Below are 17,280 nucleotides of genomic sequence, written 5' to 3'. Positions count from 1 at the left end.
ATTCAGTGGTCGGCATCGGCCACGCGCGCCTGCGCGGCGGCGAGGCTCGCGCCGCCCGGCGGCGTCTCGGCATCCGGTGCCGCGGCGTCGCGTGTGCGCGCAGCCGCACGCGAAGCGGGGTCGGTACCGGCGGAAGACTTGTCGGCGGACGACGATGCCGGGTCGGCGGCCTGGCCAGCCGGCTTGTCGGCAGCGCGTGCGGCGGGCACGGCTTCCGCGGGCTTCTCCGCGGCCTTGTCGGCTCGCTCGGCCGGCTTGTCGACAGACTTGTCGGCCGCCGGCTTCGCCGCCCGTTCGCGTTCGCCCTTTTCCGCCGCCGCATCGACATGCGCCGCGCGAATCGCGGCCATCGGCGCCGCGGCCGGCTCGGTACCGGAAGTAGCGGTTGCCGCAGCCGCCGCACCTGCCGCTCTCGCCTCGCGCGCCGCCGCGCGTTCCTTCCGCTCCGGCGAGCGCAGGTCGAGCGCTTCCTGCACGCCCTTCACGCCCGGCACGATTTCGGGTTCGACGTGTTTCGACCCGCGCGCGTTTTTCGAGCGCTTCGGCTTCGCGGCCAGCATCGGCGCGGCCGCCATCACTTCATCGAGCGCCTTCTTCGCGGCAGCCTGCTCGGCTGCGCGCCGGCTCGCACCGGAGCCCGACACCTTCACATCGAGCTTCGGCACCGTGCATTCGACTTCGAATTGCTGATTGTGCGCCGCACCATGCGTCGCGACCACCGTGTAGGTCGGCAGCGCGATCTTGTGCCCCTGCAGGTATTCCTGCAGCAGCGTCTTCGCGTCCTTGCCGAGCGTGCGCGGATCGATATGGTCGAGAATCGGGATATAGAGGCGCTTGATGACCCCTTGGGCGGCTTCGAAGCCGCCATCGAGGAACACGGCCCCGATGATGGCTTCGAACGCGTCCGCGAGGATCGACGGCCGGCGGAACCCGCCGCTGCGCAGTTCGCCCTCGCCGAGCCGCAGTCCGTCCGAGATATTCAGGGCCTGAGCAATTTCGTACAGCGACTGCTGTTTGACGAGATTGGCGCGTACGCGCGACAGATCGCCTTCGTCCAGCTTGCCGAAACGCTGGAACAAAAGGGCGGCCACCGCGCAATTCAGAACGGAATCGCCGAGAAACTCGAGCCGTTCGTTGTGCGTGGCACTGTGACTGCGATGGGTCAAAGCCTGGCGCAACAATTCCGCATTGCGAAATTCGTAGCGCAGCCGGCTTTCCAACTGGGATGAGGGCATGTGCAGGAGTATAACGCGGGCGCCCGGTCGGGCCGAAACGGCACGGCCGGACGCGAAAAGGCGTGACGAAGCGGTGTTACCGCCGGTTCTTAAAGTAGTTCGGCACTACGCGACGCGGCCCGTGCGTCGCGTAGTGCGAGTGAGTCGATTGCGATCAGTTGAAGGAACCGATGCGCTTCAGGTCGCTGAAGTTCATCCAGATGAAGAACGCGCGGCCAACGATGTTCTGGTCCGGCACGAAACCCCAGTAGCGGCTGTCCGCACTGTTGTCGCGGTTGTCGCCCATCATGAAGTAGTGACCGGGCGGCACCTTGCAGATCACGCCGCGGCTGTTGTACGTGCAGTTGTCGCGAAACGGATAGTCGTATGCGCCCATCACGAACGGCGGCACGGCCGGGTTGTTGAGGATCGCGTTCTTCTTGTTGCCGATCGTTTCCTCGAACTGCTTCGCGTAATTCTGGCGCTCGTCGTCGAAGAAATCGGGCAGCGGCGTTTCGGGCACCGGCTGGCCGTTGATCGTGAGCTGCTTGTCCTGGTACGCGACGGTATCGCCCGGCAGGCCGATCACACGCTTGATGTAGTCGACCGACTCGTCCTTCGGATAACGGAACACGACGACGTCGCCGCGCGACAGCGGGCTGCCCTGCGTGATCTTCGTGTTCGTGACCGGCAGGCGCAGCCCGTATTCGAACTTGTTGACGAGGATGAAATCGCCGACGAGCAGCGTCGGCACCATCGAGCCCGACGGAATCTTGAACGGCTCGACGACGAACGAACGCACGACGAACACCGCCAGGATCACCGGGAAGAAGCTCGCCGTGTACTCGAGCCACCACGGCTGGCGCAGCTTCTCGTCGCGCAGCTTCGAACGCGTCTGCGCCGCGTTTTCATCCGCGAAGCGCTTGTCGATGCGCGACTGCTGGCGATCGAACTCCTCGATCGCCGAGTCGGCCGCCTTGCGACGCTTCGGCAGGAACACCAGTTTGTCCAGCACCCACGCTACGCCCGTCAAGATGACGAGCACAAAAAGAATCAGCGCAAAATTCATAAAAGGATCAGTCCTGTTATTTGTCTTCGACGCGCAAGATCGCGAGGAACGCTTCCTGCGGGATCTCGACCGAACCCACCTGCTTCATGCGTTTCTTACCTTCTTTCTGCTTCTCGAGCAGCTTCTTCTTTCGCGAGATGTCGCCGCCGTAGCACTTCGCGAGCACGTTCTTGCGCAGCGCCTTGATGTTCTCGCGCGCGACGATGTGCGCGCCGATCGCGGCCTGGATCGCCACGTCGTACATCTGGCGCGGAATGATCTCGCGCATCTTTGCCGCTACTTCACGGCCGCGATATTGCGACTGCGAACGGTGCACGATGATCGACAGCGCATCGACCTTGTCGCCGTTGATCAGCATGTCGACCTTCACGACGTCCGACGAACGGTATTCCTTGAACTCGTAGTCCATCGACGCATAGCCGCGCGACACCGACTTCAGGCGATCGAAGAAGTCGAGCACGATCTCGGCCATCGGGATCTCGTACGTGAGCTGCACCTGGCGGCCGTGATACTGCATGTTGATCTGCGAGCCGCGCTTCTGCTCGCACAGCGTGATCACCGAGCCCACGTAGTCCTGCGGCATGTACAGGTTCACGGTGACGATCGGCTCGCGGACTTCGGCGATGCGGCCCGGATCCGGCATCTTCGCCGGGTTCTCGACCATGATCGTCGAGCCGTCGCTCTGCACGACCTCGTAGACGACCGTCGGTGCGGTCGTGATGAGATCCATGTCGAACTCGCGCTCGAGCCGCTCCTGCACGATTTCCATGTGCAGCAGCCCGAGGAAGCCGCAACGGAAACCGAAACCGAGCGCCTGCGACACTTCCGGCTCGTACTGCAGCGATGCGTCGTTCAGCTTCAGCTTCTCGAGCGATTCGCGCAGCGCGTCGTACTGGTTCGCCTCGACCGGATACAGCCCCGCGAACACCTGCGGCTTCACTTCCTTGAAGCCCGGCAGCGGCTCGGCGGCGGCCTTGGTTGCGTGCGTGACGGTGTCGCCCACCTTCGCGGCCGTCAGCTCCTTGATGCCGGCGATGATGAAGCCCACCTGCCCTGCCGACAGCGATTCGAGATTGCGCGACTTCGGCGTGAACACGCCAACGTGCTCGACCGGGTACTGCGCGCCGGTCGCCATCATCTTGATTTTGTCCTTCGGGCGCAGCGTGCCGTTGACGATGCGCACCAGCATCACGACGCCGACGTAGTTGTCGAACCACGAGTCGATGATGAGCGCCTGCAGCGGCGCGGCCGGGTCGCCCTTCGGCGGCGGCACCTTCGCGATCAGCGACTCGAGCACGTCCTCGACGCCGAGGCCCGTCTTCGCGCTGCAACGCGTCGCGTCGGTCGCGTCGATGCCGATCACGTCCTCGATCTCCTCGATCGCGTTCTCGGGGTTCGCGGCCGGCAGGTCGATCTTGTTCAGCACGGGAACGACCTCGACGCCGAGCTCGATCGCCGTATAGCAGTTCGCGACGGTTTGCGCCTCGACGCCCTGGCTCGCATCGACGACCAGCAGTGCGCCTTCGCACGCGGACAGCGAACGGCTGACTTCGTACGAGAAGTCGACGTGCCCCGGCGTGTCGATCAGGTTCAGGTTGTAGACCTTGCCGTCGCGCGCGCGATAGGACAGCGCGGCAGTCTGCGCCTTGATCGTGATGCCGCGCTCGCGCTCGATGTCCATCGAGTCGAGCACCTGCGCTTCCATTTCACGGTCGGCGAGGCCGCCGCATACCTGGATGATGCGATCCGCGAGCGTCGACTTGCCATGGTCGATGTGCGCGATGATCGAGAAATTGCGAATATGATCCATTCAGTGCCGATCAAGCGAAAAAGGCGCGCTCGACGACTGCAGAGCACGCCTTGTGTAAGTCGGTGAAAAAACAGCTTATTTTAGCCGAAAAGGCCTTTGCCGGGCGGTATTTCCAACGCCGGGCCAAGCCCCGTGCGAAACGACGCTCGCCGGCGGCAGGTCAGGCTCGGCGCCGGGCCGCCAGCGCGTCGCGCACCCGCGCGTCGTCGAACCGGTGGCGGCATACCTCCGCCCCGTCCAGCAGCAGTACGGGCACATCCACGTCGTAGCGGGCAACGAGTGTCGGATCCGTGTCGATGTCGACGTAATCGACCGCGATGCCGAATTCGGCCGCCACCGGCGCCAGTGCGTCGCGCAGGTCGTCGCACAGGTGGCACCAGCCGCGGCCGTAGAGCGTGAACATCGGCGCGTTACTTCTGGCGCGGCCGCACGGGCACGAACTGCGTGTTGTCGCCACGCCGCACCAGCACCGCGACCGCCTTTTGCGGATCGAGCTGCGCGGTCACGTCGGCGAACTGCTTCGCGTTCGTGATGTCGGTGTCGCCGACGCGCAGCACGATGTCGCCGCGCTGCAGCCCCGCCCGGGCGGCCGGGCCGTCGACGCCGTCGATCTGCACGCCGTTCTTCAGCTTCAGCGTCTTCATCTGCTCCGCCGTCAGGTCGCTGACCGTCAGACCGAGCGAATTGGTCTGGCGCGGCTTCTGCGGCGCATTCTTGCGCTGCTCGGCCTTTGCGGTCGTTTCGGCCGGCGTTTCCGCGATCGTGATCGGCAGATCGCGTGCCTGACCCTTGCGCCATACGCTGACCGTCGCCTTCGTGCCGGGCTTCGTGTCACCGACCATGCGCGGCAGATCCGACGCCGCATCGACCGAACGGCCATTGAACTTCAGGATGATGTCGCCCGGCTGGATGCCCGCCTTGTCGGCCGGGCCACCCGGCTCGACGCTGCTGACGAGCGCGCCCTCGGCCTTCGGCAACCCGATCGAATCGGCCACGTCCTTCGTCACCTCGCCGATCGCCACCGCGATCCGGCCGCGCGTGACCTTGCCCGTCGCCTTCAGCTGGTCGGCCACGCGCATCGCCTCGTCGATCGGAATCGCGAACGAGATGCCCATGAAGCCGCCGGTACGGCTGTAGATCTGCGAGTTGATGCCGATCACCTCGCCCTGCATGTTGATCAGCGGGCCGCCCGAGTTGCCGGGGTTCACGGCGACGTCGGTCTGGATGAACGGCAGGTAGTCGCCCGTATTGCGGCTCTTCGAGCTGACGATGCCGGCCGTGACCGTGTTGTCGAGGCCGAACGGCGAACCGATCGCGACGACCCACTCGCCGACGCGCACCTTGTTCGAATCGCCGATCGCGACGACCGGCAGGTTCGACGCCTGGATCTTGACGACCGCGACGTCCGTGCGATCGTCGACGCCGATCAGCTTCGCCTTGAATTCGCGCTTGTCGGTCAGCGTCACGTAGATGGTGTCCGCATCGTCGACGACGTGCGCATTGGTCATCACGTAGCCGTCGGCCGACACGATGAAGCCCGAGCCGACGCCGCGATTCTGCTCGGTGTCGGGCGGATTGTCCGGCGTCGGCGCGTTCTTCGGATTGCCGCCGCCATTGCCGCTACCGTTGCCCGGCGTCTGCGGCAGCGGAATGCCGAAGAAGCGGCGGAAGAATTCCGACATGTCGCCGTTGTCGAAGCCCGGCGGGAGCATGCCGCGCGGGCCGCTGCTCGTCGGCACGTTGGCGGTGGTCCGGATGTTCACGACGGCCGGCCCGACCTTTTCGACCAGGTCGGCGAAGTCGGGCAGACTGGCAGCGGGAGCCGTCACCGCAAATGCGGTATGCGGCACGAGCGGCAGGCAGGCAGACAGCGCCGCCGCTGCGAGCCATTTGCGCAGCGTGAGTTTCATCATGTCGGAAGCCGTAGCGTTACTTGGAAGCCTTGTATTCTATGGCAGACGCGAACTGCTGCAACGTAGCCGGCGGCACTTCTCCGAGTACGGTGATCCAGTAGTCGCCGCGGCGCTTCACGAGAACGTTCGTTGCACCGGTGCTGCCCGCGCCTTCCTTGCGCGTATTCTTTTCCGCCGGCTCGATGAAAACCGAGATCGTCGCGAGACCGTCGGTGAAGACGGCCTGATCGACCGGGATCGGCGGCTCGCCCGCGTCGCGCGCGGCCATCGGCCGGCGCACTTCACGAATCTTCTGGAAACCGGCCACGCTCGGGGCGAGCTGCCAGCCCTGCGCTTCCATGTCGACCGTCGCGACCGGCGGCCGCACGACCGTCCAGCCGCTCAGGTTGCGCATGCCGGCCGCGATCGCGGCCTTGTCGCCGCTTGCACCACCCGTCTGCAGTTGCGAGAACGCGATCTGCTCGAGCACATGATCGTTCGCATCGAGCGTCTGCGAGCGCAGCAGCAGCCCCGTGCGCGCGTCGGCCCACAGCTTGTACGTGAAGCGGTACGCATCCTTCGGCACGAGTTCGACGACCTGCGCGTCGATCCCTGCCACGCGGTCCTTGCCGAGCAACTTCGCGTCGTAGACGGACATCACATGCTCGCCGCTCGCACCGAGCAGCGCGGGGAACGAGTCGCGCGTCTGACGGCGCTCGACCACGCACAGCTTGCGCTCGGGCACGAACGTGTACAGCTCGTCGTTATGTCGCAGCAGCTTGCGCGGCTTGCCGTCGAGCGTCTCGATGCGCTCGAACTCGCCGTCGCGGGACGCGACGTGCGCGATGCGCGACGACTGCACATACCCGCCGCGCTGGTAGACGAACGTGCCTTCGTAGCTCTGCTGCTGCGCCGCTTGCTGGACGCGGTCGAGCCAGTCGGCGGCACCCTTGCGGGTCGCGACGGGATCGTCCGGTTGCTGGGCGCTGGCAGGAAGGGATTGAACGGACAACAGGGCGGCTGCGCAAAGCAGGAGGGCCGGCAGCCGCTTCCATCCGGAGATGGCGTGATTCAACTGCAATGTCCGCATCGGGTTTATTGGCCTGGCGTGGTGGTCACGGCAGCGCGGATCAGCGGCATCGAACCCGTGACGACGGGCTGCTGCGCGAATTGCTGGTGCGCTTCAAGATATTGGTCGAGGCTGGCGTCGCGGATGATGTTGACGTCCTGCAGGCCCGGCTGGGCCGATGCCTGCGCAACCGTCACGCGCTGCAGGTTGCCGCCTTGCGGCGCACCGGCCGATGCGACCTGGACGGCGCCCGGGGCCCCGGCCGTCTGCATTTGCGGGACGACGATCCACGTCAGCGTGGCCGCCGCGGCAGCGACCGCGAACGCGGGCACGACGCGCCGGCGCAGCGATAGCAGCTTGCGCGCGACGGGTGCGGCCGCCGGCGCGAGCAGGTGCGGCTCGCTTTCGAGCGCAGCCGACATGCGCGCAGTGAACGCAACGCTCAGCGCAGGCGACAGCGCAAGCTCGTCCGAGCGCAGCGCATCGCCGATCAGGTGGTAATGGGCCCACGCAGCGCGATCCGCGCGGTTGAGCTCAGCCAGAAACTGCCCGTTGTCCGGGCCCTCGAACATTTCGCCGTCGACCAGCGCGGAAAGGCGCTCGCCGCGCGAGCACGCCTGCGACTGCGTATTGACCGACCCCATGATGCTCCCCATCTTGCACACCCCGTCGTGACTTCACGACTCTAACCGTAACTAGACCCCGACCCGCGTCGCTCCGCCTGTCGCGCTTACCAGCGCTTGCCTTCGGGCGTATCGAGCAGCGGACGCAATTTGGCAGCGATTGCCTCGCGTGCGCGGAAGATCCGCGACCGGACCGTCCCGATCGGACAGCCCATCATTTCCGCGATCTCTTCGTAGCTCAGGCCCTCGATCTCGCGCAACGTAATTGCCTGGCGCAGTTCTTCGGGCAGCAGAGCCATGGCAGCGTTGACCGTCTCGGCAATCTGCTTGCTCATCAACATCGACTCAGGCGTGTTGATATCCCTTAGTTGGTCTGCGTCGGAGAAAGTTTCCGCTTCCTCCGCATCGGCCTCCGTCGAGGTCGGCGCCCGGCGGCCTTGCGTCGCAAGGTAGTTCTTCGCCGTGTTGACGGCAATTCGGTACAACCACGTATAGAACGCCGACTCGCCGCGGAATTGCGGCAGCGCACGATACGCCTTGATGAACGCGTCCTGGGCCACATCCTCGACCTCGGCGGGATCCCGCACGAGGCGCGAAATCAGCCGAATGATCTTGCGGTGGTATTTGGAGACCAGGAGTTCGAACGCTGCCTTGTCGCCCTTCTGTACGCGCTCGACCAGAGCCTGATCGATTTCTTTTTCACTCACCTGACAAATCCGTTAACTAGGGATGCAACGCGGAGCGCTATTGTAGCGTTCCCGCGCCGGCCGCTGGTTACGGTAGGTAACCGTGCCGCCGTCAAACCCGCCCCGCCGCGCCCGCCGTTCTCGCCAGCACGGACAGCGCGCTGAACGATGCGGCGTCGAGCGCATCGGCCGGAATCAGCAGCGGCCGGGCCCGCCGGGCGCCCTGCCCGACCGACAGCACCAGCAGCAGGCTGCTCCAGTGCGCATGCCCCGTCACGCGGCCGCGGGCCAGCAGGCGCCCGGTGCGGCCAAACGCCGCGACTTCCCCGAATGCGTCGATCTGCAACTCGGCCGGCAGCCGGCGGCCACAGGCCCGCGCAGCGCATACGGCCAGCAGCGCGGCCGTCACGCCTGCGCCGGCGGCCGCGCCCGCGCGCGGCGCCCAGAACAGGTAGGCCGACGCGGTAGCCGACGCGACGAACACGGCCAGCACGAAATACGACACGGCCGAGGCCCGCAACGCAAAGCGTTGCGGGCGCCCGGCCGGAGCGTCGAATGGACTCGTCAAGCGATTGCGGCGTCAGACGCGCTTGAACACCAGCGTGCCGTTGGTACCGCCGAAGCCGAAGTTGTTCTTCACGGCAACGTCGATCTTCATGTCACGCGCGGTGTTCGCGCAGTAGTCGAGATCGCACTCCGGGTCCTGGTTGAAGATGTTGATGGTCGGCGGCGACACGTTGTTGTGCAGCGCCAGCACCGTGAACACCGATTCGAGGCCGCCCGCGCCGCCCAGCAGGTGGCCCGTCATCGACTTCGTCGAGTTCACGACGATCTTGTACGCATGCTCGCCGAAGGCCGCCTTCACCGCGTCGGACTCGTTCTTGTCGCCCAGCGGCGTCGACGTGCCGTGCGCGTTCAGGTACTGGACCTCGTCCGCGTTCACGCCGGCGTCGCGCAGTGCCGCGACCATGCAGCGGCGCGGGCCGTCCATGTTCGGCGCGGTCATGTGGTACGCGTCGCCCGTCATGCCGAAGCCCGAGACTTCCGCGTAGATCTTCGCGCCGCGCGCCTTCGCCGCTTCGTACTCCTCGAGCACCATCACGCCGGCACCCTCGCCCAGCACGAAGCCGTCGCGGTCCTTGTCCCACGGACGGGATGCGCTGGCCGGATCGTCGTTGCGGGTCGACAGCGCACGCGCTGCCGCGAAACCGCCGATGCCGAGCGGCGACACGGTCGATTCGGCGCCGCCCGCAACCATCACGTCGGCGTCGCCGGCCTGGATCAGGCGCGCTGCGAGGCCGATGCTGTGCAGGCCGGTCGTGCAGGCCGTCACGGCCGCGAGGTTCGGGCCCTTCAGGCCGAACATGATGCTCAGGTGGCCCGAGATCATGTTGATGATCGAACCCGGCACGAAGAACGGCGAAATCCGGCGCGCGCCGCGATCGACGTAGGTCTGGTGGGTATCTTCGATCATCGGCAGGCCGCCGATGCCGGAACCGACCAGCACGCCGATGCGTTCCGCATTGGCTTCGTTCACTTCCAGCCCGCTGTCCTTGATGGCCTGGACGCCGGCGGCGATGCCGTAATGGATGAACGTATCCATGTTCCGGGCTTCCTTCGCCGGGATGTACTCCTCGGCGCTGAAACCCTTCACTTCGCCCGCGAAATGGCAGGCGAGGTTCGACGCATCGAACTTCGTGACGGTGGCGATACCGGACTTGCCGGCGACGAGATTGGCCCAGCCGTCGGCAACATTATTGCCAACAGGCGAAATCAGCCCCAGGCCTGTAACAACAACACGACGGCGGCTCACGGTAACCTCTTTTCCATTATTGGATGACAAAAACAAAAGCCACAGTGGCCACAGGAACCAGCCCTGCGAGCCCTGTGGCTGTTAGTCCGTCCGGCGCGAAGCCGGCAGGATGGCGCGTCAATCGCGAAGATCGCGGCGACGAGGCGGACAAGCGCGAAAGACGCTTACGCCTTGACGTTTGCGCGAGCGTAGTCGATCGCTTGCTGAACGGTCGTGATCTTCTCTGCTTCTTCGTCCGGGATTTCCATGCCGAACTCGTCTTCCAGAGCCATCACCAGTTCGACCGTGTCGAGCGAGTCGGCGCCCAGGTCGTTCACGAACGAAGCTTCGTTCTTGATCTCGGCTTCCGCGACGCCCAGTTGTTCAGCGACGATCTTCTTGACACGTTGTTCGATGTTGTCCATTACCCCTCCGAGGGAAAGTTCAGATTTACAAGTGCGCGCATTTTATCAGGTTTGCTGACGCCAAAACGCGCGTTGGCTTGATGGTCGATCAAGCGCCGATCCGCCTGAAAAACGGGATACGGCGCGGATGGTAAACGAAAATCGTTACGACATGTACATGCCGCCGTTCACGTGCAGCGTCGTACCGGTGATGTAACCGGCTTGCGGCGATGCAAGGAACGCGACGGCATGGGCGATGTCTTCCGGGCTGCCGAGGCGGCCGAGCGGAATCTGGGTCTTGAGCGCGGCCTGCTGTTCTTCCGGCAGCGTCTTCGTCATGTCGGTGTCGATGAAGCCCGGCGCCACGCAGTTCACGGTGATGCCGCGGCTGCCGATTTCACGCGCAAGCGCACGCGTCATGCCCGCCACGCCGGCCTTCGCAGCCGCGTAGTTGACCTGACCCGGGTTGCCGGCCGAGCCGACCACCGACGTGATGTTGATGATGCGGCCACCACGCGCCTTCATCATCGGGCGCAGCACGGCGCGCGACAGGCGGAACACCGACTTCAGGTTGGTGTCGATCACCGCGTCCCAGTCCTCGTCCTTCATGCGCATCGCGAGCTGATCCTGCGTGATGCCCGCGTTGTTGACGAGCACGTTCAGCGCGCCGAATTCCTTCACGGTCGCGTCGATCAGCGCCTCGGCGGCTGCCGCGTCGTTGACGTTCAGCACCGCACCGCGGCCCGTGACGCCCGCTTCCGCGAACGCCGCGGTAATCGCAGCGGCGCCCGATTCGCTCGTCGCCGTGCCGATCACCGTCGCACCCAGGCGCGCGAGCTCGAGCGCGATCGAACGGCCGATGCCGCGCGATGCGCCGGTGACGATCGCAACCTGTTTATCGAGAGTCTTGTCCATGAATCGAATATCCGTCTCTTGAGAAAAGGCGCCGCGTCAGGCGGTCACCAGCTTGAGCGCTTCGTCGAGCGAAGCCGGATCGAATACCGACGCGCCCGTCAGGTTGCCGTCGATGCGCTTCGTCAGGCCGGCGAGCACCTTGCCCGGACCGCATTCGATCACGTGCGTGACGCCCGTGCCGGCGATGTGCTGCACGCACTCGACCCAGCGCACCGGGCCCGCGGCCTGGCGCACCAGTGCATCCTTGATCGCAGCCGGATCGCTGACCACGGCGACGTCGATGTTGTTGACGACCGGAATCTGCGGCGCCTTGACGTCGACGTTCGCAAGATAGTCGCGCAGTTGATCCGATGCCGGCTTGAGCAGCGACGAATGGAACGGCGCCGACACCGGCAGCGGCAGTGCGCGCTTCGCGCCCTTCGCCTTCGCGATCTCGCAGGCCTTTTCGACCGCGGCCTTGTTGCCTGCGATAACGACCTGCGCGGGGGCATTGAAGTTCACCGCTTCGACGACGCCCGCTTCCGCGGCTTCGGCGCAGACCGCGCGCACCGTGTCGTCATCGAGGCCGAGGATCGCGGCCATGCCGCCCTGGCCGACCGGCACGGCCGTCTGCATCGCCTGCGCACGGAAGCGCACGAGCGGCACCGCGTCCTTGAACGCGAGCGCGCCTGCAGCGACGAGCGCCGTGTATTCACCGAGGCTGTGGCCGGCGACGATCGACGGCGCCGGGCCGCCCGCCTGCTGCCACGCGCGGTAGCACGCATAGGCTGCGGTCAGCATCACGGGCTGCGTGTTGGTGGTGAGGTTCAGCTCTTCGGCCGGGCCTTCGGCGATCAGCTTGCCGAGATCCTGATTGAGTGCATCGGACGCTTCCTGGAGCGTCTCGCGCACGACGGCCAGATCGGCGAATGCGTTGAGCATGCCGACCGCCTGCGAGCCCTGCCCCGGAAATACGAATGCAAATTTCATATCGTCCCCAATTGAATCGATTCGGACGGCGCGCGCGAATGGCGCGCCGATGGGATCCGCGCGCAGCCGTCGCGCGCCGCGGATCAGTAGCGGAAGACCGACGCGCCCCAGGTGAAGCCGCCGCCGACGCCTTCGATCAGCACGTGCTGGCCGCGATGGATGCGACCGCCGCGCACCGCGGTATCGAGCGCCAGCGGGATCGACGCGGCCGACGTGTTGCCGTGCTGGTCGACCGTCACGACCATGCGCTCCTGCGGCAGGCCGAGCTTGCGGCAGGTGCTGGTCATGATGCGGATGTTGGCCTGGTGCGGAATCAGCCAGTCGATCTGCTCGGGCGCGAGATTCGCCTTCGCGAGCGCCTCGATCGCGACCTTCTCGAGCACGTTGACCGCGAGCTTGAACACGGCCTGCCCGTCCATGTACAGGAACGCGCTGCCTTCGATCACGCCGCGATTGACGTTGCCCGGCGTGCAGAGGATGTGCGAATAGCTGCCGTCCGCGTGCAGCGCGCTGCCGAGCACGCCCGGCTCTTCCGACGCGGACAGGATCACCGCGCCCGCGCCGTCGCCGAACAGCACGCAGGTCGTGCGGTCCTTGAAGTCGAGAATGCGCGAGAACGTCTCCGCGCCGACGACGAGCGCCGTGCGGTGCTGGCCGCTGCGGATGAAGCTGTCGGCCGTCGCCATCGCATACGCGAAGCCCGAACACACGGCCTGCACGTCGAATGCCGCGCCGCCGTTCTTGATGCCGAGCTTGTTCTGCAGCAGGCACGCGGTGCTCGGAAACACGAAATCGGGGGTCGAAGTCGCGACGATGATCAGGTCGATCGACTGCGGATCGATGCCGGCGGCTTCGATCGCGCGACGCGACGCCTCGAGCGCGAGATCGCTGGTCGTGACGTCGGGTGCGGCGAAATGGCGCGCATGGATACCCGTGCGCGCAACGATCCATTCATCGCTCGTCTCGATGCCTTCCTTCGCAAGGCGATCGGTCAACTGCTGGTTCGTGACGCGGTCAGGCGGCAGGTAGCTGCCCGTGCCGAGCACGCGGGAATAGAGAGTCGATTGGGCCATTTATGCTTTAGAGGATTGCGCAGCGGGAGGTTCGGCGTGATGGCCTGCGGCGGGGCTTGCATGGCCCGCACCGCCCGCGTCGTGCTCGCCTTCGCCGAGCGACACTGAATTATCCGCCATCGCGCGCGTGAGGCGCTCCAGCACGCCGTTTTTGACGGCATCATACCCGCGTTTGATCGCCCACTCAAACGCGTAGGCATCGGCCGAACCGTGGCTCTTGATCACGAGGCTTTTCAGCCCCAGCAGCGCCGCGCCATTGTACTGGCGGTGGTCGACGCGCTTCTTGAAACGCATCAGGACAGGCAGTGCGAGCAGCGCCATCAGCTTCGACATCAGCGAACGACCGAACTCCTCGCGGATGATGTCCGACAGCATCTGCGCGAGCCCCTCGGACGTCTTCAGCGCGACGTTGCCGACGAAGCCGTCGCACACGATCACGTCGACCGTGCCCTTGTAGATGTCGTTGCCTTCGACGTTACCGCGGAAATTGAGCGTGCTGGCGCGCAGCAGTTCGCCTGCGCGCTTGATCGTCTCGTTGCCCTTGATCACCTCTTCGCCGATGTTCAGCAGGCCGATCGTCGGACGCTCCTTGCCTTCGAGCGCCGCCACGAGTGCGTGCCCCATTTCCGCGAACTGCAGCAGGTGCTGCGGCTCGCAGTCGACGTTCGCGCCGAGGTCCAGCATCATCGTGTAGCCGGTCGGGTTCGGCAGTGCGAACGCGATCGCGGGCCGCTCGATGCCGGGCAGCGTCTTGAGTACGTAACGGGAAACGGCCATCAGCGCGCCGGTATTGCCGGCGGAGATGCAGGCCTGCGCCGCGCCTTCCTTGACGTGGTTGAGTGCGACGCGCATCGAAGAATCCTTCTTCTTTCGCAGCGCCACTTCGACAGGGTCGTCCATCGCCACGACTTCGGTGGCGGGAACGATGGTCAGCGCGGGATCGTCGAGGGCTTTCAGCTTTTTCAGCTGAGCGCGGATCGCGCTTTCGATGCCGACGAGCATCAGGTGCGCATCGGGATGCGCGCGGACGAACTTGACTGCCGCGGGAACGGTCACGGACGGGCCGTGGTCGCCTCCCATGCAATCGATTGTGAGCTTTACGGTCATGGAATGCGACGAATTTCAGGCACAAAAAAGCGGCAGTTGAATGCCGCCTTTTTGTTGAGCCAGGAAAGTGTCAAGCGAACCAGTTGTCACGCGAACGGCAAGCGTAGCGCGCAACGCGTGACTTGACGCTTAGTCGTTCTTCGTCTTGACGACTTTCTTGCCGCGGTAGTAGCCGTTCGGGCTGACGTGGTGACGCAGATGCACTTCACCCGTGCTCGGCTCGACTGCCAGCGGCGCTGCCGTCAGGAAATCGTGCGAACGATGCATGCCGCGCTTCGACGGCGACTTCTTGTTTTGCTGGACTGCCATGACTAACTCCTAAATAATTTTCCGGATTCTAACACAGCCCGATCCGGCGCTTAACTACCCTGGCCCAAAGCCTTTACGCCTTCCCGCGCCACAACTGCTTAGTGTTTCTTGGTGCCGTCACCGTCCTTCTTCAGCGCTTCCAGCGCTGCGAACGGATTCGGCCGTTTGCCTTCGTCCCCGGCTTCGTCGGACTCTTCGTCCGCCTCTGCCGCGGGACCGCTCGCACCCGACACGAGGCTTTCGTGAACTGCCGGGCAAACCTCGTGCTTGGGCACGAGCGGCAACGAAAGCAGCAATTCCTCTTCGATCAAGTCGACGAGATCGAACTGGCGTGAGCCCACGATCACATCGGCTTCATCGTCGTCGAGCGGAAATTCTTCAGCTTCTTCTTCGGTCGCGACGACCCGGTACGTCATGTCGACGTCGAACGTCTGGTCGTACGGGGTCATGCAGCGCTGGCACGTGAGCCACGCATCGCCGTGCACCGCAAGGCGCAGATACGGCTGCTGCCCATCGGCGCCGTCGTCCTGCAACTCCTTCTGGGTGAACCCTTCCGCCTGCCATGTGAAGACCGTGTCGCGATCTGGCGCGTCCGCGGGCACTTCGTTTAACATGCGCGGCAGTTGCGAGAGGCGCACCGCACCCGCTGCCTGCCGCCCGCTGCGGGCGAACTCGAACAGGTCGATTGCATGCGGATCAAGCGCCGCAGCCGGTTTGCCAGAAGAAGTGTTCATATGCGCTCCTGCCTACAGGCTGACTTGCGAATCCGGCTTGGTACCGCTCGCGTACGGCTCATCCACGGATGACGTACTTTACTTCCGAAGACCCGACAGGCGCCACCACAACGGAAGCCTGCCGACGAAAAGCGGGAAAGCATACCTGTTTTACCTTTTGCGGTCAATCACTTAAGCTTGCGTCCGCGCAACGCCGCCCAACACCTGACGACTCACCGATCCAACCGACCATGCCGGATACCGTTTGCCGCCCGCCGCGGCTGATTCTTGCCTCCAGTTCACGCTACCGCCGCGCGCTCCTCGAGCGCCTCGGCCTCCCCTTCGACGTCGTGTCGCCAGACCTCGACGAAACCCCGCATGACGGCGAAACGCCGGCCGCGACCGCCCTGCGGCTCGCCGGCGCGAAAGCGCGCGCCGTCGCCGCGACGATCGACGCGCCCGACGGCGTGCTCGTGATCGGGTCGGATCAGGTCGCGACCTTCGACGGGCTCCAGATCGGCAAGCCCGGCACCCATGAGCGCGCGCTCGCGCAACTCGTGTCGATGCAGGGCCGCGAAGTCGAATTCCACAGCGCGCTCTGCCTGTACGACAGCCGGACGGGCGAAGCGCAGGTCGAGGACGTCGTCACGCACGTGCGCTTCCGCTCGCTGCCCGAGGCCGAACTCGATGCGTACCTGCGCACCGAAACGCCGTACGACGTCGCCGGCAGCGCGAAGTCCGAAGGGCTCGGCATCGCGCTGCTCGACGCGATCGACTCGAACGATCCGACCGCGCTCGTCGGCCTGCCGCTGATCGCGCTCACGCGCATGCTACGCGCCGCCGACTATCCGTTGTTTGCAACCACCCGTGGAGACCGCGCATGACCGCCGGCACGCTTTACCTCGTCCCGAACACGCTCGGCGAAGGCGACGAATCGATGCTCGCGGCGGTCCTGCCCGCGGCCGTGCAGGCGCGCGCCGGCACGCTCGGCTACTACATCGGCGAGAACGCGAAGACGACGCGTGCATTTCTGAAGAAGATCGGCACGACGCGCCCGATCCAGGAAATCGAGATCAGCGAACTGAACGTCAACACGCCGGCCGGCGCCATCGATCGCCTCCTCGCGCCCATACTGGCCGGTGCGGACGCCGGCCTCGTGTCCGAAGCCGGCTGCCCGGCCGTCGCCGATCCCGGTGCGTTGCTGGTGCGCCGCGCGCACGAGCGCGGCGTGAAGGTGGTGCCGCTCGTCGGGCCGAGTTCGATCCTGCTTGCGCTGATGGCATCGGGCCTGAACGGCCAGAGCTTCGCGTTCAACGGCTACCTGCCGGTCGACGCGGCCGCGCGCGCCAAACGCCTCCGCGAACTCGAACAACTGTCACGCAAGGCGCGCCAGACGCAGATCTTCATCGAAACGCCGTACCGGAATCAGGCGATGCTCGACACGCTCGTCGCGACCTGCGCACCGTCGACGCAGATCTGCGTCGCGGCCGACTTGACCCTCGCGACCGAGACGATCGCGAGCCGTACCGTCGCGGACTGGAAAAAGGCGCCTGCGCCGAATCTGCACAAGCGCCCTGCGATCTTCCTGCTGCTGGCGAACTGAACGCGGCAGGCGATCCGCCAGAGCCAGATGAA

At 65.4% G+C, this 17,280-nt stretch carries 19 protein-coding genes; 2 read left to right on the top strand and 17 right to left on the bottom strand.

Annotation, left to right across the window (positions count from 1 at the left end):
* Positions 1 to 2 precede the first annotated feature (2 nt).
* The 17 genes from rnc to CFB41_RS05460 all read right to left on the bottom strand — a co-directional run bounded on the left by rnc (position 3) and on the right by CFB41_RS05460 (position 15,666).
* On the bottom strand, positions 3 to 1,235 hold the full coding sequence (gene rnc, locus CFB41_RS05540) for a ribonuclease III (protein WP_089455842.1): 1,233 nt from the start codon (positions 1,233 to 1,235) through the stop codon (positions 3 to 5).
* A 154-nt stretch (positions 1,236 to 1,389) separates the two neighbouring features.
* The gene (gene lepB / locus CFB41_RS05535; protein ID WP_089439551.1) at positions 1,390 to 2,283 is read right to left on the bottom strand and encodes a signal peptidase I; all 894 of its coding nucleotides are present in this window, start codon (positions 2,281 to 2,283) and stop codon (positions 1,390 to 1,392) included.
* Positions 2,284 to 2,299: 16 nt separating this feature from the next.
* Positions 2,300 to 4,093, bottom strand: a complete 1,794-nt coding sequence (gene lepA, locus CFB41_RS05530) for a translation elongation factor 4 (RefSeq protein WP_089455841.1) — start codon at positions 4,091 to 4,093, stop codon at positions 2,300 to 2,302.
* A 160-nt stretch (positions 4,094 to 4,253) separates the two neighbouring features.
* Positions 4,254 to 4,496: a glutaredoxin family protein gene (locus tag CFB41_RS05525; RefSeq protein WP_089455840.1), complete on the bottom strand. Its 243-nt coding sequence runs from the start codon at positions 4,494 to 4,496 to the stop codon at positions 4,254 to 4,256.
* A gap of 7 nt (positions 4,497 to 4,503) precedes the next feature.
* Positions 4,504 to 6,006: a DegQ family serine endoprotease gene (locus CFB41_RS05520; protein WP_089455839.1), complete on the bottom strand. Its 1,503-nt coding sequence runs from the start codon at positions 6,004 to 6,006 to the stop codon at positions 4,504 to 4,506.
* A gap of 16 nt (positions 6,007 to 6,022) precedes the next feature.
* A complete protein-coding gene (locus CFB41_RS05515) occupies positions 6,023 to 7,075 on the bottom strand; it encodes a MucB/RseB C-terminal domain-containing protein (RefSeq protein WP_089439548.1) in 1,053 nt (350 codons plus the stop codon).
* 5 nt (positions 7,076 to 7,080) lie between these two features.
* Entirely contained in the window at positions 7,081 to 7,698 is a 618-nt protein-coding gene (locus tag CFB41_RS05510) for a sigma-E factor negative regulatory protein (protein ID WP_089424851.1), read from the bottom strand.
* Between the two features lie 86 nt (positions 7,699 to 7,784).
* Positions 7,785 to 8,384, bottom strand: a complete 600-nt coding sequence (rpoE, locus tag CFB41_RS05505) for an RNA polymerase sigma factor RpoE (RefSeq protein WP_006490873.1) — start codon at positions 8,382 to 8,384, stop codon at positions 7,785 to 7,787.
* A gap of 91 nt (positions 8,385 to 8,475) precedes the next feature.
* Positions 8,476 to 8,931 (bottom strand): hypothetical protein, encoded by a 456-nt coding sequence (locus CFB41_RS05500; RefSeq protein WP_089455838.1) that lies wholly within the window; start codon positions 8,929 to 8,931, stop codon positions 8,476 to 8,478.
* A 12-nt stretch (positions 8,932 to 8,943) separates the two neighbouring features.
* Positions 8,944 to 10,176: a beta-ketoacyl-ACP synthase II gene (gene fabF / locus CFB41_RS05495; RefSeq protein ID WP_089439545.1), complete on the bottom strand. Its 1,233-nt coding sequence runs from the start codon at positions 10,174 to 10,176 to the stop codon at positions 8,944 to 8,946.
* Positions 10,177 to 10,340: 164 nt separating this feature from the next.
* Positions 10,341 to 10,580 (bottom strand): acyl carrier protein, encoded by a 240-nt coding sequence (gene acpP / locus CFB41_RS05490; protein ID WP_004197638.1) that lies wholly within the window; start codon positions 10,578 to 10,580, stop codon positions 10,341 to 10,343.
* A gap of 144 nt (positions 10,581 to 10,724) precedes the next feature.
* Positions 10,725 to 11,474, bottom strand: coding sequence for a 3-oxoacyl-ACP reductase FabG (gene fabG, locus CFB41_RS05485; RefSeq protein WP_006476504.1), 750 nt, complete (start codon positions 11,472 to 11,474; stop codon positions 10,725 to 10,727).
* Positions 11,475 to 11,510: 36 nt separating this feature from the next.
* Complete coding sequence (gene fabD, locus CFB41_RS05480) at positions 11,511 to 12,443, bottom strand: ACP S-malonyltransferase (RefSeq protein ID WP_059695440.1); 933 nt, start codon at positions 12,441 to 12,443, stop codon at positions 11,511 to 11,513.
* An 83-nt stretch (positions 12,444 to 12,526) separates the two neighbouring features.
* Positions 12,527 to 13,516 (bottom strand): beta-ketoacyl-ACP synthase III, encoded by a 990-nt coding sequence (locus CFB41_RS05475; RefSeq protein WP_089455837.1) that lies wholly within the window; start codon positions 13,514 to 13,516, stop codon positions 12,527 to 12,529.
* Complete coding sequence (gene plsX / locus CFB41_RS05470; protein WP_089439543.1) at positions 13,517 to 14,623, bottom strand: phosphate acyltransferase PlsX; 1,107 nt, start codon at positions 14,621 to 14,623, stop codon at positions 13,517 to 13,519.
* Positions 14,624 to 14,752: 129 nt separating this feature from the next.
* Positions 14,753 to 14,932 (bottom strand): 50S ribosomal protein L32, encoded by a 180-nt coding sequence (rpmF, locus tag CFB41_RS05465; RefSeq protein WP_006051932.1) that lies wholly within the window; start codon positions 14,930 to 14,932, stop codon positions 14,753 to 14,755.
* A gap of 98 nt (positions 14,933 to 15,030) precedes the next feature.
* Positions 15,031 to 15,666 carry a DUF177 domain-containing protein gene (locus tag CFB41_RS05460; RefSeq protein WP_089455836.1) on the bottom strand — a complete coding sequence of 212 codons (636 nt, stop codon included), beginning with the start codon at positions 15,664 to 15,666 and terminating at the stop codon, positions 15,031 to 15,033.
* 230 nt (positions 15,667 to 15,896) lie between these two features.
* On the opposite strand from CFB41_RS05460, the gene CFB41_RS05455 reads away from it, so the two are divergent.
* Together CFB41_RS05455 and CFB41_RS05450 are read left to right on the top strand one after the other, a co-directional pair.
* The gene (locus CFB41_RS05455; RefSeq protein WP_089455835.1) at positions 15,897 to 16,529 is read left to right on the top strand and encodes a Maf-like protein; all 633 of its coding nucleotides are present in this window, start codon (positions 15,897 to 15,899) and stop codon (positions 16,527 to 16,529) included.
* Positions 16,526 to 17,248 carry an SAM-dependent methyltransferase gene (locus tag CFB41_RS05450; RefSeq protein ID WP_089455834.1) on the top strand — a complete coding sequence of 241 codons (723 nt, stop codon included), beginning with the start codon at positions 16,526 to 16,528 and terminating at the stop codon, positions 17,246 to 17,248. Before CFB41_RS05455 ends, CFB41_RS05450 begins: the two co-directional genes overlap by 4 nt.
* The last annotated feature ends 32 nt before the right edge of the window (positions 17,249 to 17,280 follow it).

Source organism: Burkholderia sp. AU33803, from assembly GCF_002223095.1.
GTDB lineage: Bacteria > Pseudomonadota > Gammaproteobacteria > Burkholderiales > Burkholderiaceae > Burkholderia.
Note: the sequence above shows the minus strand (reverse complement) of the source record. Positions and strands in the feature narration are given on the sequence as shown.

Coding starts and splice junctions, on each gene's coding strand:
- rnc (WP_089455842.1), bottom strand. CDS start 1,235: ATGCCCTCATCCCAGTTGGAAAGCCGGCTGCGCTACGAATTTCGCAAT.
- lepB (WP_089439551.1), bottom strand. CDS start 2,283: ATGAATTTTGCGCTGATTCTTTTTGTGCTCGTCATCTTGACGGGCGTA.
- lepA (WP_089455841.1), bottom strand. CDS start 4,093: ATGGATCATATTCGCAATTTCTCGATCATCGCGCACATCGACCATGGC.
- CFB41_RS05525 (WP_089455840.1), bottom strand. CDS start 4,496: ATGTTCACGCTCTACGGCCGCGGCTGGTGCCACCTGTGCGACGACCTG.
- CFB41_RS05520 (WP_089455839.1), bottom strand. CDS start 6,006: ATGATGAAACTCACGCTGCGCAAATGGCTCGCAGCGGCGGCGCTGTCT.
- CFB41_RS05515 (WP_089439548.1), bottom strand. CDS start 7,075: ATGCGGACATTGCAGTTGAATCACGCCATCTCCGGATGGAAGCGGCTG.
- CFB41_RS05510 (WP_089424851.1), bottom strand. CDS start 7,698: ATGGGGTCGGTCAATACGCAGTCGCAGGCGTGCTCGCGCGGCGAGCGC.
- acpP (WP_004197638.1), bottom strand. CDS start 10,580: ATGGACAACATCGAACAACGTGTCAAGAAGATCGTCGCTGAACAACTG.
- fabG (WP_006476504.1), bottom strand. CDS start 11,474: ATGGACAAGACTCTCGATAAACAGGTTGCGATCGTCACCGGCGCATCG.
- fabD (WP_059695440.1), bottom strand. CDS start 12,443: ATGAAATTTGCATTCGTATTTCCGGGGCAGGGCTCGCAGGCGGTCGGC.
- CFB41_RS05475 (WP_089455837.1), bottom strand. CDS start 13,516: ATGGCCCAATCGACTCTCTATTCCCGCGTGCTCGGCACGGGCAGCTAC.
- plsX (WP_089439543.1), bottom strand. CDS start 14,623: ATGACCGTAAAGCTCACAATCGATTGCATGGGAGGCGACCACGGCCCG.
- rpmF (WP_006051932.1), bottom strand. CDS start 14,932: ATGGCAGTCCAGCAAAACAAGAAGTCGCCGTCGAAGCGCGGCATGCAT.
- CFB41_RS05460 (WP_089455836.1), bottom strand. CDS start 15,666: ATGAACACTTCTTCTGGCAAACCGGCTGCGGCGCTTGATCCGCATGCA.
- CFB41_RS05455 (WP_089455835.1), top strand. CDS start 15,897: ATGCCGGATACCGTTTGCCGCCCGCCGCGGCTGATTCTTGCCTCCAGT.
- CFB41_RS05450 (WP_089455834.1), top strand. CDS start 16,526: ATGACCGCCGGCACGCTTTACCTCGTCCCGAACACGCTCGGCGAAGGC.